The sequence below is a fragment of the Rhizobium leguminosarum genome (genome assembly GCF_001679785.1).
Taxonomy (GTDB): Bacteria; Pseudomonadota; Alphaproteobacteria; order Rhizobiales; family Rhizobiaceae; genus Rhizobium; species Rhizobium leguminosarum_R.
On sequence record NZ_CP016286.1, the window covers coordinates 2,345,360 to 2,357,398 of the forward strand.

The window sequence follows — 12,039 nt, forward strand, 5'->3', positions numbered from 1 at the left end:
GGAGTCGCAAAAATCATGACCGCCAAAGAGAAAGAGATCCTGGAAGCGTTGGCGTGGATGTGCGAGCAATACCTCAGCCGGGGCAATGGCTTTCTAGACCACAAGGCGATGCACGCCGGCGAGCTAGCGATCGAAGTCCTTGCCTCCTACGGCTTCGTTAAATCGGATATTCAAGGTGACAGATGGACTGAAGAAGGACTGCTTCTTCTTGAAGGTTCGTAAGGCTTCAACTCGGAATCGTCAAAACTCAAATCCTAGTCCATCAAAGCCGCCAGCCGGTGCGGATGATGACGCGCACCGCCTCGCCCGGCACGACGACCACGCGGCTAAAGGCGCGTAGCGTCTGGCCATTGCCGAGGATCAGTTTCACGGCGTAGCGCTCGCCCTCGAACAGCACGGATTCGACGATTGCCGAAGCCCCCTCGCCGCCGATGATCACATCCTCCGGCCGCACCAGAATATCGGCGCCATCAGTATTGGCGGCATGAAGCGCATCCTGCAGCTCGTCCCACTCCAACTGGCGTTCGCCGCCCATCACCGGCAGCGTTAGGATCGCGCCGCGCCCGATCAGGCCGCCGACGATGCGCCCTTCAGGCCGCGCGTAGATCTCGGCGGGCGCCGCCACCTGCAGCAGCCGCCCTTCCGACATGACGGCGACGTCGGTCGCCAGCGCCATTGCTTCGCTCTGGTCGTGGGTGACGTAGATCATCGTTGCACCCGAGCGCTGGTGGAACTCGCGGAAAGTCTCTTCCATCTCCTGCTTCAGGTGCCGGTCGAGATTGGCGAGCGGCTCGTCGAGCAGCACCACGTCGGGCGAGGTCACCAGGCAGCGGGCGAGCGCGATGCGCTGGCGCTGGCCGCCGGAGAGATCGGCCGGGCGCCGTTCAGCATAGGCGGCGAGCCGGACGGTGCCGAGCGCGTCGAGCACCTTCGCCCGGTAGGCCTCGCCTGATATGCCGCGCACCTTGAGGGGATAACCGACATTCTCGGCGACGCTCATATGTGGCCAGAGCGCATAGGACTGGAAGACCATCGCCATGTTGCGCTTTTCCGGCGGCAGCGACTGCGCGGCGTCGGCAAGCAGCCGTTCGCCGAGACGGATCGAGCCGTCGGTGGGCGTCTCGAAACCGGCGATCATGCGCAGCACCGTCGTCTTGCCGCAGCCGGAAGGTCCGAGTAGCGCCAGGAAGCCGCCCTCACGCACATCGAGCGAAAAGCCGCTGACGGCGGCGCGCCCGGTGCCGAAGTCCTTGCCGAGCTGGTTGAGGATCAGCCTCGCCATGGGATCACTCCTTTCGGCAGTCGTTTCGCCAGAAGTTCGAGCAACAGCATCAGCACGACGACCATGAGGACGACGAGCACCGAGAGCGCCGAAGCAAGGTCCGAGCTGCCGCTGTCATCGAGATTGTAGATGGCGACGCCGAGCGTCTGGGTGCCGGCAGACCAGAGCAGCGCCGAGATCGTCAGCTCGTTGCAGGCAATCAGAAAGACAAGAATAACGGAGGCGCCGGCGGCCGGCGCAATCAGCGGCACGATGATATCGGCAAGCCGGCGGAAGAAGCCGGCGCCGGAAAGCCGCGCCGCCTCTTCCAGCGCCGGATCGAGTTGATGAAAGGCGCTGACCACGGGTTTCAGGCTGACGGCGAAGAAGGAGGAGAAATAGGCGATCAGGATGATCCAGATCGTGCCATAGAGCGACACGTGGAGGATCGGGATCGGTGCTGCGAACACCAGGATGAAGCAGACCGCCATGACGATGCCGGGCAGCGAATATGGTATCTCGATCAGGCTGGCGACGATCCGCGACGCCGCATCCTTGCGCCGCGTCAGCGCATAGGCCGCAAGCACCGTCACCACCAGGAGACAAAGCGCGGTGGCTCCGGCGAGCGACAGCGAATTGATAAAGGCGGTGCGTGTTACCGCCTGCCGGAACAGGATCTCCTCAAAGGCATGCAGCGACATCGTCTTGAAAGTGAGCGGCACGCCATAGGCCGGCACCAGCGCGCCAGCGACAAGCGCGAAGAAGGGTGCTGCCAGCATGAAGAACAGGATCGCCCAAACGAGCGGTGTGAAAACAAGGCGCCAGGCGCCGAGCTCGAAGGCCGCACTCGCCCCAGATAACCCGATGACGCGGTAGTCGCGGCCGCGCAGCGCCCGGTCCTGGATCATCAGCCCGACGACCGAGATGATGGCGATGATTGCCGAGAGCACGGCGACGTCGCCGAAGGTGCGGCTGGTGAAAGCGGAAAACTTGGTGAAGATCAACGTCGGCAGCGTGAAGATCGAGGCCGGAATACCGACAATGGCCGGAATGCCGAAATTGCCGGTGCAGGAGACGAAGGAGATCGCCGCACCCGCGATGATACCGGGCAGCGACAGCGGCAGGATGATATCGCGGAACACCCGCAAGCTGGAGGCGCCGGAAAGCCGCGCGGCCTCGACGCCGTCGCGCGGCAGCGTCATCAGCCCGGCTCGGAGCGCCAGGTAGACCAGCGGCGCATGCTGCACGCCATAGAGCAGCGCGATGCCGCCCACCGAATAGAGCGGCTGCGGCGAGCCGAGTGGCGGGGCGATATGCAGCGCCTTCAGCAACGGGCTGGAGGGGCCGGACATCTGCACCCAGGCGAGCGCCGTTACCTGCGGCGGGATCATCATCGGCAGCACGAAGAAGAAGCTGAGCAGCCCCTTGGCGCGGATATCGGTCAGCGTCAGCAGGAAGGCGAAGAGGCAGCCGATGACGAGCGAGATGATCGTGCCTAGAATGGCGGTGACGACGGTGTAATAGGTCGCCGACCAGAGCGACGCCTCGCTCAGAACATCAATCACGCCGCCGCTGGCGAAGGCTGCGATCCCGACCATGGCGAGACGAGCGAGCGGCAGCACGCTGAGGAACAGGACGACCACGACGATAAAAGGAAACAGCCAGGCGGGCTGGCTGTTTCCGGTTTTGATGTATCCGTGCATGAAAGGATCAGTTCGAGCCGTAGATGCCCGAGAAGGTCTTGAGATCCTGATCGGTATTCTTCAATGCTTCGGCCGCCTTGATCGGCAGGACCTTGATGGTGTCGCGCGCCGGAAAGCCTTCCGGCAGCTTCATGCCGTTGCGAGCCGGGATGTAGCCGAGCTTCAGGAAGCCTTCCTGGCCCTTTTCGGAGAGCACGTAATCGACGAATTTCTTGGCGGCATCGGCATTTTTGGTGCTGGCAAGGATGCCGACCGGCTCGGTGACGGCCGAAACGCCTTCGCTCGGGAAGACGAACTCGACAGGCGCGCCCTTGGCCTTCTCGCGGATCGGCATGTAGTCAACGACCATGCCATAGGCCTTTTCGCCCGAGGCGACCGACTTCAGCACGGCGCCGTTGCCACCGGCTGCAATCGCGCCGTTTTCCGCAAGCGACTTGTAGAAATCCCAGCCGAGTCCCGGAACGGCGGCGAGCGTCTGGGCGTGGATGAGGGCCGCACCCGAGGCAAGCGGGCTCGGCATGGTGACGAGGCCCTTGGCTTCCGGCTTGGTCAGGTCCTTCCAGCTAGCAGGCTTCATGGCGGCCGAAGTGTTGTACATGATGCCGGTGGTGATCAGCTTGGTCGAGTAGTAATAGCCGTCGGCGTCATAAAGGGCGGCATCGTACCCTGCGGATTCCGGCGACTTATAGGCCAAGAGCTTGCCGTCTTCTTTAAGGCGCTCCAGCGTCACCATGTCGGCGATGAGGAGAATGTCGGCAACCGGGTTGCCGGCCTGGATCTCGGCCTGGAGTTTCGCCATGATCTTCGGCGTGCCGTCGCGTACCCAGTCGACCTTGATATCGGGATTGGCGGCCATGAAGCCATCGACCGTTGCCTGCGCGTCTTCGTTCGGCTGGCTGGTGTAGAGAACGAGGTTTGCGGCAGAAGCCGGAATGGCAAAGAGGCTCGCGGCGAGAAGGGCTGCGGCGGAAACGATCGTTTTCATGGGGAGGGGTCCTCGGAATTGCGTCACCCTCCCTTATTAGGGATCGTTGACAGAGATGTGACAGGGCGCGTCGGTTGGTCCACGCCCTGCACCACTACTTTGTCATCGAGCAGTCGTAACCTCTCCAGGGCTGCTGTGTCGGCATCGAATGGAAGGGGCTGAGCCCGGCTTTAACGACGGCGGCATTTTCAAGCCGAATGATCAGGCTCACAGCATCCGAGGGCCACGGCGCTCACGCGCCGTGGCCCTCGGATCGAATACTACTTTGCAGCTTCTTCGATCAGTTCAGCCACCTTCCCGGGATGCGACACCATCACGACGTGGGAGGCGCCATCGACCACCACGGTCCGCTTGGAGCCTGCCCGCTCGGCCATGAAGCCTAGGGCTGCGGCCGGGATGTTCTTGTCGCCGGTGCCGGAGAAAAACCACGACGGCAGCTTCTTCCAGGCGGGCTCGCCGGATTTGTCGGTCAGCGCGGCCTCGGTGACTGGACGTTGGGCAGCCGCCATCAGGGCCGCCTGTTCGGCCGGCACGTCGCTGGCGAACTGATCATGGAACTTGGCTTGATCGATATAGAGATCAACACCGCCGGCGCTGAGCTTTACCGGGGCCGCCAGCGCTCCGCTCAGCGTGCCGCCCGGAAACTTGCCGGCAAGATCGGCAACCGATTCCCCGGCATCCGGGGCGAAGGCCGCGACATAGACCAGCGACCTGACATTGTCGTGGCCGTTGGCCGCGGTCGAAATGACCTGGCCGCCATAGGAGTGACCGACAAGGACCACAGGGCCGGCGATGCTGCCAATCACGTCGGAGACATAGGCAGCGTCGTTAGAAACGCTGCGCAGCGGATTGGCGGCTGCCACGACAGAAAAGCCATCCTTGCGCAGGATTTCGACGACGCCGTTCCAGCTGGATGAATCGGCAAAGGCGCCATGGACGAGGACAACGGTCGGCTTGGCCGGCTGAGCAACGGCAGCACCGGAAAGAAGAGCGCCCGCCAGGGCGACGGCAGCAGCAAACTTGAACATTGGTCATTTCCTTTCGTCGGTTGAGTTTCAAAGAAGCCGAATGGGGAGCCACAGGGGAATTCACCTGCTTGCGCATCCGTTGACGCAGCAAACCTCTGAAGCTTTCCGTGTTCGGCATATAATTGCCAGCGATTTATTTGTGCACGATCTAATTAGGCTCCCTCGTCTGCCGAGTCAATAGCTTGCAAACAGATCGCGCACAAATTATATTGAGATCAAAGGAGAGCGTGATGAAAGACACCACATCAAATGATCTCGCTGACGTGCCCAAGATCGATGAAATGCTTTGCTTTTCGATCTATTCGGCAAGCCACGCCTTTAACCAGCTCTACCGTCCCCTGCTCGACGAGCTTGAACTCACCTATCCGCAATTCCTTGTCATGACCGCTTTGTGGGCGCGCGACGACCGCACGGTGAAGGATCTCGGCGAGACGCTTTTTCTCGACTCCAGCACCCTCACTCCGCTGCTGAAGCGGCTGGAAAATGTCGGCCTCGTCACCCGCAATCGAAATCCCGCCGATGAACGCCAGGTGCTCCTGCGCCTGACGAAAGACGGATTGGCCCTGAAGAGCCGCGCCGCCTATGTGTTCGACTGCATCGGCAAGGCCGTCGGCCTCGACGCCGAAACCGCCGGCAAGATGCGGGACACTATCGCTTCGATCCGCGACAACATTCACAACAGGGATAAGGGCGAGGCCTGACGCAGTGCCGCCTCGCCGCGTTGCTGCGACGATTTTCGTTCGACAAGTCGATAGCATATTGTACCATCCGTCTGCTGCCAGCACGCGCGATCGGCCATTTCGCCACGCGGCCCAAGATGCCGGCGTCCGCTTTCTTGCCTGAGCCTCACGCAGGCGTGAATACGCCGCCATTTGCTATTCGGTCGCGCTGAGGTACGTCAATCCTGTTTCGATGAAGGAGGAGTTTCAATGGAATATCGTCTGCTCGGCCGTTCCGGCCTGAAGATTTCGACATTGACCATGGGCACGATGACCTTCGGCGGCGTCGGCTGGGCGAAGATGGTCGGCGATCTCGGCATCTCCGAGGCGAAAAAGATGATCGATATGTGCATCGATGCCGGCATCAACCTGATCGACACCGCCAACGCCTATTCATCAGGCGAATGCGAAAACATCATCGGTGACGTGCTCTCCGGTAAGCGGCCGCAAGGCGTGTTGCTCGCCACCAAGGCCCGCTTTAGCATGGGTGATGGCCCGAACGACCAGGGTCTGTCGCGCTACCACCTGATCCGCGAATGCGAGGCGAGCCTCAAGCGCCTGAAGACCGATGTCATCGACCTTTACCAGGTGCATGAATGGGATGGCCAGACGCCGCTTGAAGAGACGATGGAAGCCCTCGACACCCTGATCAGACAGGGCAAGGTGCGTTATGTCGGCTGCTCGAATTATTCCGGCTGGCACATCATGAAGGCGCTTGGGCTCGCCAACGAGCACAGGTACCAGCGCTTCGTCAGCCAGCAGATCCACTATACACTGGAAGCCCGCGACGCCGAATACGAGTTGCTGCCGATCTCGATCGACCAGGGTCTCGGCGTGCTGGTCTGGAGCCCGCTGGCTGGCGGCCTGCTCTCCGGCAAGCACCGCCGCAACCAGGCAGCCCCCGAAGGCACGCGCCAGTTCGCCGGTTGGACCGAACCGCCGATCCGCGACGAGAACCGCCTCTGGAATATCGTCGAGGCGCTGGTCGCGATCGGTGAGGAACGCGGCGTTTCCGCCGCTCAAGTTGCGCTCGCCTGGCTGATCGGCCGCAAGGCGGTCACCTCGGTGATCATCGGCGGCCGCACCGAAGCCCAGTTCCGCGACAACATCGCCGCCGCCGATCTGAAACTCACGGACGAGGAGCGCAAGCGCCTCGACGCGGTCAGCCTGCCGCCGCTGATCTATCCCTACTGGCACCAGCTGAACACGGTTAGCGACAGGCTTGGTGAAGCCGATCTCGAACTTTTCGGACCGCATCTGGAGCAATAGGCGATAGCGGATCAGGCATTGCACGGCGGAAGACAAAGCATGTCGCGCAAAGTGTGCAGCGGTTTTGCGGCCACGACATGCTCAAATCAAAGACCTAAAGTGTGACAGGCGAATCTGAAGGATCGCGTCATACTTTAGCCGTCACAAAAGATGCACTTTCGCCGTGTTAGCGTAAGATCCCGCCACCTCCGCGAGGTTCTCCATGCTGAAGAATTACAAGGTCCTGAAGGGTACGGCGAGCGCACTCGCCCTTGATGACGACAACGATCCCCATATCGAAATCCGCATCGAGGCGGACGGCGTCAGCTACCGGATCGCTCTGAATGTCCGCTCGAAGATGTCGCCGCACGACCTGCTCTATGCCAACATCGTCGATTTCAAGCATCCGGCACTGACGGAGGCGCTCGAAGCCCTGCCGATGGGCCTGACCGACATCCGCAAGGACCGTCCGGAGCTTGCGATCGACTACGTCCGCGGCGGGCTGATCGAGCGCGAGGACATGAATGTCGCGCCCTTCCAGCTCTCCGGCCCGAAGAATGATCTCAGGGAATTCATCGAGCCGATCGTCGAGGAAGGCATTGCCGATCCCGACATCCATTTCTATGCCTTCGGCGAGGCCTGGGGCCCCGAGCACAACAAGCCCGACCAATATTTCGATTTCGAGCCGGGCAACGGCATCCACGACATCCACATGAACCAGGGCGACGGCGGCAGCTTCAAGGCCACCAACGGGCCGAACCAGGACGGCGCCCTGCTCGTCCATTTTAACGATACCGACGAATGGGCGGCGATCTTCCTCTGCTTTCAGTCGCAGAACTGGAATACCGATGCGGCGACCGGCCATCCGGTTTCCGACAGCCGTGGCGGCCAGGGCCGCGGTGAAGGCACACGCCGGCCACAGCCGATCGTCGCCTCGTCGCTGCGCATCGTCGCCGCGCTGATCAACCCGGTCAACGGCGAAGGCGGCATCGAGGCCGAAACGGTGACGCTCATCAACCGCTCCGACATGGAGGCATCGCTCGAAGGCTGGAAGCTGGAGGACGAAAACGGCAGGAGCCAGACGCTGTCGGGATCGCTTAACGCAGGCGAGCTGCGCACCATAGCGCTCGATGCCGCAGCCGGCGGCCCGCAGCTTGCCAACCGGGGCGGCGACATCATCCTGCGCAATGCCGATGGCGCCGTTGCCGATCGGGTCGGCTACGGCAAGAGCGAGACGGCGAACGAAGGCTGGACGACGATCTTCTGATCGGCGTTCTGGCTGGCTGGTTTGCAAAACGGGGAGTCTATGGAGCTGCATGGCATATGCCACATGTTGCCCTTCGCTTGCGCTCCGTGCATTCGCGGCTCTGCCGCTCACCCCCTCAACCGGCTGCCGCCACCTTCTCCCCGCTGGGGAGAAGAGATTCGTAGCGACGCCTCGCCTCCTCGAAAGCGTTCGTTATGGAAGCGAGAGCTTACGGCTTGCTTCCTCTTCTCCCCAGCGGGAGCCGAAGGGTCGGATGAGGGGGCCGCAGGGCACGCCCTCTCCTCGACCTCTCACGCTCAGCTACCGATTTCAGCCGAGATCAGCGCGCTCAGGCGGCCGATGCCGTCCTCGATCATCTGTTCGTTGGCGCAGGAGAAGCTGAGGCGGAAGGTGTTGGCGCCCGAACCGTCGGCGAAGAACGCCTTGCCGGGCACGAAGGCGACCTTGGCGGTCTCAAGCGATTTCGCCAGCAGCTTGGCGCCGTCCATGCCCTCCGGCAGCGTGATCCAGATGAACATACCGCCCTCCGGCTTCGTCCAGCTGGTGCCTTCAGGCATGTATTTGTCAAGGGCGGCCAGCATGCAGTCGCGACGTTGGCTGTAGGCGGCCTTGATCTTGGCGACCTGCGCGTCGAAGCCGCGCTCGGCGACATCTGATATCGCCATCTGGTTGATCGTCGAGGAATGCAGGTCGGCCGCCTGCTTCATCAGCACCAGCTTGCGGATGACGGACGCATTGGCGACGATGAAGCCGACGCGCAAGCCGGGCGCCAGCGTCTTCGAGAAGCTGCCGCAATAGATCGTGCGCGTATCGTTGATATGGCCCTTCTCGGCGATTTCAAGCGCCAGGATCGACGGGATCGGATCGCCGTCGTAACGCAGCGACTGGTAGGCCGCATCCTCGATGACGGCGATGTCGAGATCTTCTGCAAGTGCCAGGACCTTCTTGCGGCCGTCAAGATCGACGGTTTCGCCGGTCGGATTGGAGAAGTCGGTGGAAAGATAGGCGAACTTTACCTTGCCGCCGGCAGCGGAAGCGGCCGCGCGGTAGGACTCGGGCGTCCGGTTGCCGTTCGGTGTCAGCTGGTCGTAGGCCGGTTCATAGGCATTGAAGGCCTGCAGCGCGCCGAGATAGGTCGGCCATGTCACCAGCGCGGTGTCATCAGGCGACAGGAAGAGCTTGCCGAGATAATCGAGGCCCTGCTGCGAACCGGACACAATGAAGACGTTGTCGAGTTCGCAAGGAATGCCGAGAGCCGCCATCTGCCCGACCAGCCATTCGCGCAGCGGCTTGTAGCCTTCACTGACCGAATATTGCAGCGCCGCGTTGACGGCGGCGCCGTCGAAGATATCGGCATAGGCCTGCTTGAATTCCTGATCGGGAAAGAGCGCCGGATCCGGAATGCCGCCGGCAAAGGAGATGATATCGGGCCGGTCGAGAAGCTTCAAGAGCTCGCGAATCTCGGATGCGCGCATGCGCGACGAGCGCGACGCAAACATGGTGTCCCAGTTCAGCATGGGGTTTCCTCGTATTTTTCTATTCCCCTAGCAGACCATGCCGGGCAATTTATGTCAACAATACTGACCTATTTTCTTGTCCCTGTGACAAGAAAGCGATTATTCCCCTGATCGATGCCGAAACCGGCTGATTCAGGCCTTTCCAAGACCAGCCCGGCGGCAGTAGTGTCGCCGCCACTATTCAATGTACTATCAAGGTGCCAGCAATGACCGCGACGACGACCTCTCCTGAAATCAAAATCGAATTGCACAAGTCTCCTGTCTCCGATGCCGACCGCATCCAGGCATTGGAGACGCCCGGCTTCGGTAAGGTCTTCACGGATCATATGGTCCTGGCACGATGGACTGCCGATAAGGGCTGGCACGACACGAAGGTTACGCCGAGGCGTCCCCTGGAGCTCGATCCTGCGAGCGCCGTGCTGCACTACGCTCAGGAAATCTTCGAGGGCATGAAAGCCTACAAGGCAGATGACGGCCGGATTCTGCTCTTTCGGCCTGAAGAGAACGCCCGCCGCTTCGCGCAGTCGGCGACCCGCATGGCGATGCCTCCTGTGCCCGAAGAACTCTTCCTGAAGGCGGTCGAAGAACTGGTCCGCATTGACAAGGCCTGGATTCCATCCGGCGACGCCAGTCTCTACCTTCGCCCCTTCATGTTCGCCAACGAGGCGTTTCTCGGCGTTCGTCCGGCTCAGGAATATGTCTTCTGCGTCATCGCCTCTCCGGTCGGCGCCTACTTCAAAGGCGGGGCGAAGGCGGTCTCCCTATGGGTCGAGACTGAATACACCCGTGCTGCCGCCGGCGGCACTGGTGCTGCAAAATGCGGCGGTAACTACGCGGCCAGCCTCGTGGCGCAAGCCGAAGCAGCGAAGAAGGATTGCGATCAGGTCGTCTTCCTGGACGCCGCAGAGCATCGCTGGGTCGAAGAACTCGGCGGCATGAACGTCTTCTTCGTGATGAATGATGGATCAGTGGTGACCCCGCCCCTTGGCGGCACGATCCTGCCGGGCATCACCCGGGCCTCGGTGATCGTGCTCGCTGAAGAAAAGGGCTTGCGCGTCGAGCAGCGTCCCTACTCCTTCGCAGAATGGCAGCAGGACGCAACCAGCGGCAAGCTGGTTGAAGCCTTCGCTTGCGGCACTGCCGCAGTCCTGGCGGGCATTGGCCTGGTTCGACATGCCGGCGGCGAGTTTCTGGTCGGAGACGGACAGACCGGCAAATTGACCAGCGAACTGCGCCAGCAACTCGTCAGTCTGCAGAAGGGCGTAACCAACGATGAGCGCGGCTGGACGCGCCTTATCCCGGCTTGAACTCCGGACGCGTCACGCAACGGCGGCGTCAACACCGACTTGGTGGGCGCCGCTCTCCGCCTCGCCCGCAAAGCCGCCGGGCTGGCGATCTGTTCCGCCCGCGTTCAAGTTCGTTTCGATCTGCACGATACTCTATGATGTTCTTTGAGCCGACAGCCATTAAGCAATCCGCGGATCTCTTTCGAAACCGGGCGCCGCCCGGTTTTTTGGCCGAGTCAGCGGGGAAAAACCGTCGTCAACTTCCCATTTGGCGACCGAAATAGCACCAACGCCAAAAACGGTTCGCCATTGACCGACGCCCAGCGAATTCTTACTATCCACTAATCGATAGAGGAAAGGTAAGAATGGCAACTGCAACCCTCTCTACGAAATTCCAGATCTCCATCCCCAAGGAAGTGCGCGAACAACAGCACTGGTCAGCTGGACAGGAATTCGTGTTCATACCCAAAGGCAAAGGCGTATTGCTGATGCCGGTCCCGACGCTTGCCGATCTTCGCGGCATTGCCGAAGGCGCAGACAAGAAAAATTACCGCGACCGGAACGACCGTTTCTGATGCGCGTGATCGACAGTTCCGCATGGATAGAATGGCTGACGAAAAGTGCTGCCGGAACCCGGCTGCAGGCCGAAATCCCGGAACGCGATCAATGCATCGTTCCGACGATCGTGCAGCTCGAGCTTTCCAAATGGCTGGCACGCGAAAAGGACGAGGAAGCCGTCGACAGCTTCATCGCCTATACCTCAACATGCATGGTTGTTTCTCTCGACACGACGCTTGCCCGCCGTGCTGCCGAAATATCGGCAGCCCATAAACTCGCCACCGCCGATGCGATCATTTATGCGACCGCGGAGCGCCACGATGCCGATATCCTGACCTGCGACGCCCATTTCAAGGATCTCCAACGCGTCATCTATATCGATAAAAAAGACTGATCCGCATGTGACCCAAGCCCTCGACGGCTGGGCGCAACGCTTCTATCACAAACTGGGAAATGATAATCTGGCA

Annotated in this window: 12 protein-coding genes; 7 read left to right on the forward strand and 5 right to left on the reverse strand. The window is 61.3% G+C overall.

Going from position 1 to position 12,039, the window contains the following annotated elements; all coding sequences use genetic code 11:
* Positions 1–15: 15 nt before the first annotated feature.
* Positions 16–222, forward strand: coding sequence for a hypothetical protein (locus BA011_RS11775; RefSeq protein WP_026158758.1), 207 nt, complete (start codon positions 16–18; stop codon positions 220–222).
* A gap of 40 nt (positions 223–262) precedes the next feature.
* Here the strand turns inward: BA011_RS11775 and BA011_RS11780 are convergent, their stop codons facing one another.
* The 4 genes from BA011_RS11780 to BA011_RS11795 form a co-directional block, all read right to left on the reverse strand.
* Positions 263–1,282: an ABC transporter ATP-binding protein gene (locus BA011_RS11780; RefSeq protein ID WP_065280596.1), complete on the reverse strand. Its 1,020-nt coding sequence runs from the start codon at positions 1,280–1,282 to the stop codon at positions 263–265.
* Positions 1,270–2,964 carry an ABC transporter permease gene (locus tag BA011_RS11785; RefSeq protein ID WP_065280597.1) on the reverse strand — a complete coding sequence of 565 codons (1,695 nt, stop codon included), beginning with the start codon at positions 2,962–2,964 and terminating at the stop codon, positions 1,270–1,272. The genes BA011_RS11780 and BA011_RS11785 overlap by 13 nt, the downstream gene beginning before the upstream one ends.
* Positions 2,965–2,971: 7 nt before the next feature.
* Positions 2,972–3,949, reverse strand: coding sequence for an ABC transporter substrate-binding protein (locus BA011_RS11790; RefSeq protein WP_065280598.1), 978 nt, complete (start codon positions 3,947–3,949; stop codon positions 2,972–2,974).
* 260 nt (positions 3,950–4,209) lie between these two features.
* Positions 4,210–4,977 carry an alpha/beta fold hydrolase gene (locus BA011_RS11795; protein ID WP_065280599.1) on the reverse strand — a complete coding sequence of 256 codons (768 nt, stop codon included), beginning with the start codon at positions 4,975–4,977 and terminating at the stop codon, positions 4,210–4,212.
* A 230-nt stretch (positions 4,978–5,207) separates the two neighbouring features.
* Between BA011_RS11795 and BA011_RS11800 the strand changes: the two genes are divergently transcribed.
* The 3 genes from BA011_RS11800 (at position 5,208) to BA011_RS11810 (ending at position 8,211) form a co-directional block, all read left to right on the forward strand.
* Complete coding sequence (locus BA011_RS11800; protein WP_065280600.1) at positions 5,208–5,678, forward strand: MarR family winged helix-turn-helix transcriptional regulator; 471 nt, start codon at positions 5,208–5,210, stop codon at positions 5,676–5,678.
* Between the two features lie 228 nt (positions 5,679–5,906).
* Positions 5,907–6,965, forward strand: a complete 1,059-nt coding sequence (locus tag BA011_RS11805; protein WP_065280601.1) for an aldo/keto reductase — start codon at positions 5,907–5,909, stop codon at positions 6,963–6,965.
* Between the two features lie 202 nt (positions 6,966–7,167).
* The gene (locus tag BA011_RS11810; protein ID WP_065280602.1) at positions 7,168–8,211 is read left to right on the forward strand and encodes a DUF2278 family protein; all 1,044 of its coding nucleotides are present in this window, start codon (positions 7,168–7,170) and stop codon (positions 8,209–8,211) included.
* 296 nt (positions 8,212–8,507) lie between these two features.
* Here BA011_RS11810 and BA011_RS11815 read toward each other — a convergent pair whose 3' ends face one another.
* Positions 8,508–9,728, reverse strand: a complete 1,221-nt coding sequence (locus BA011_RS11815) for a PLP-dependent aminotransferase family protein (RefSeq protein WP_065280603.1) — start codon at positions 9,726–9,728, stop codon at positions 8,508–8,510.
* A gap of 206 nt (positions 9,729–9,934) precedes the next feature.
* Between BA011_RS11815 and BA011_RS11820 the strand changes: the two genes are divergently transcribed.
* From BA011_RS11820 to BA011_RS11830, 3 genes are all read left to right on the forward strand, one after another.
* Positions 9,935–11,035, forward strand: coding sequence for a branched-chain amino acid aminotransferase (locus tag BA011_RS11820; protein ID WP_065280604.1), 1,101 nt, complete (start codon positions 9,935–9,937; stop codon positions 11,033–11,035).
* Positions 11,036–11,379: 344 nt separating this feature from the next.
* Positions 11,380–11,589, forward strand: coding sequence for an AbrB/MazE/SpoVT family DNA-binding domain-containing protein (locus tag BA011_RS11825; protein WP_017961195.1), 210 nt, complete (start codon positions 11,380–11,382; stop codon positions 11,587–11,589).
* Positions 11,589–11,966: a type II toxin-antitoxin system VapC family toxin gene (locus BA011_RS11830; protein ID WP_065280605.1), complete on the forward strand. Its 378-nt coding sequence runs from the start codon at positions 11,589–11,591 to the stop codon at positions 11,964–11,966. The genes BA011_RS11825 and BA011_RS11830 overlap by 1 nt, the downstream gene beginning before the upstream one ends.
* Positions 11,967–12,039: the final 73 nt, after the last annotated feature.

What these genes read in the sequence shown, in the direction of transcription:
- BA011_RS11775 (WP_026158758.1), top strand. Translation starts at nt 16, where the DNA reads ATGACCGCCAAAGAGAAAGAGATCCTGGAAGCGTTGGCGTGGATGTGC.
- BA011_RS11780 (WP_065280596.1), bottom strand. Translation starts at nt 1,282, where the DNA reads ATGGCGAGGCTGATCCTCAACCAGCTCGGCAAGGACTTCGGCACCGGG.
- BA011_RS11785 (WP_065280597.1), bottom strand. Translation starts at nt 2,964, where the DNA reads ATGCACGGATACATCAAAACCGGAAACAGCCAGCCCGCCTGGCTGTTT.
- BA011_RS11790 (WP_065280598.1), bottom strand. Translation starts at nt 3,949, where the DNA reads ATGAAAACGATCGTTTCCGCCGCAGCCCTTCTCGCCGCGAGCCTCTTT.
- BA011_RS11795 (WP_065280599.1), bottom strand. Translation starts at nt 4,977, where the DNA reads ATGTTCAAGTTTGCTGCTGCCGTCGCCCTGGCGGGCGCTCTTCTTTCC.
- BA011_RS11800 (WP_065280600.1), top strand. Translation starts at nt 5,208, where the DNA reads ATGAAAGACACCACATCAAATGATCTCGCTGACGTGCCCAAGATCGAT.
- BA011_RS11805 (WP_065280601.1), top strand. Translation starts at nt 5,907, where the DNA reads ATGGAATATCGTCTGCTCGGCCGTTCCGGCCTGAAGATTTCGACATTG.
- BA011_RS11810 (WP_065280602.1), top strand. Translation starts at nt 7,168, where the DNA reads ATGCTGAAGAATTACAAGGTCCTGAAGGGTACGGCGAGCGCACTCGCC.
- BA011_RS11815 (WP_065280603.1), bottom strand. Translation starts at nt 9,728, where the DNA reads ATGCTGAACTGGGACACCATGTTTGCGTCGCGCTCGTCGCGCATGCGC.
- BA011_RS11820 (WP_065280604.1), top strand. Translation starts at nt 9,935, where the DNA reads ATGACCGCGACGACGACCTCTCCTGAAATCAAAATCGAATTGCACAAG.
- BA011_RS11825 (WP_017961195.1), top strand. Translation starts at nt 11,380, where the DNA reads ATGGCAACTGCAACCCTCTCTACGAAATTCCAGATCTCCATCCCCAAG.
- BA011_RS11830 (WP_065280605.1), top strand. Translation starts at nt 11,589, where the DNA reads ATGCGCGTGATCGACAGTTCCGCATGGATAGAATGGCTGACGAAAAGT.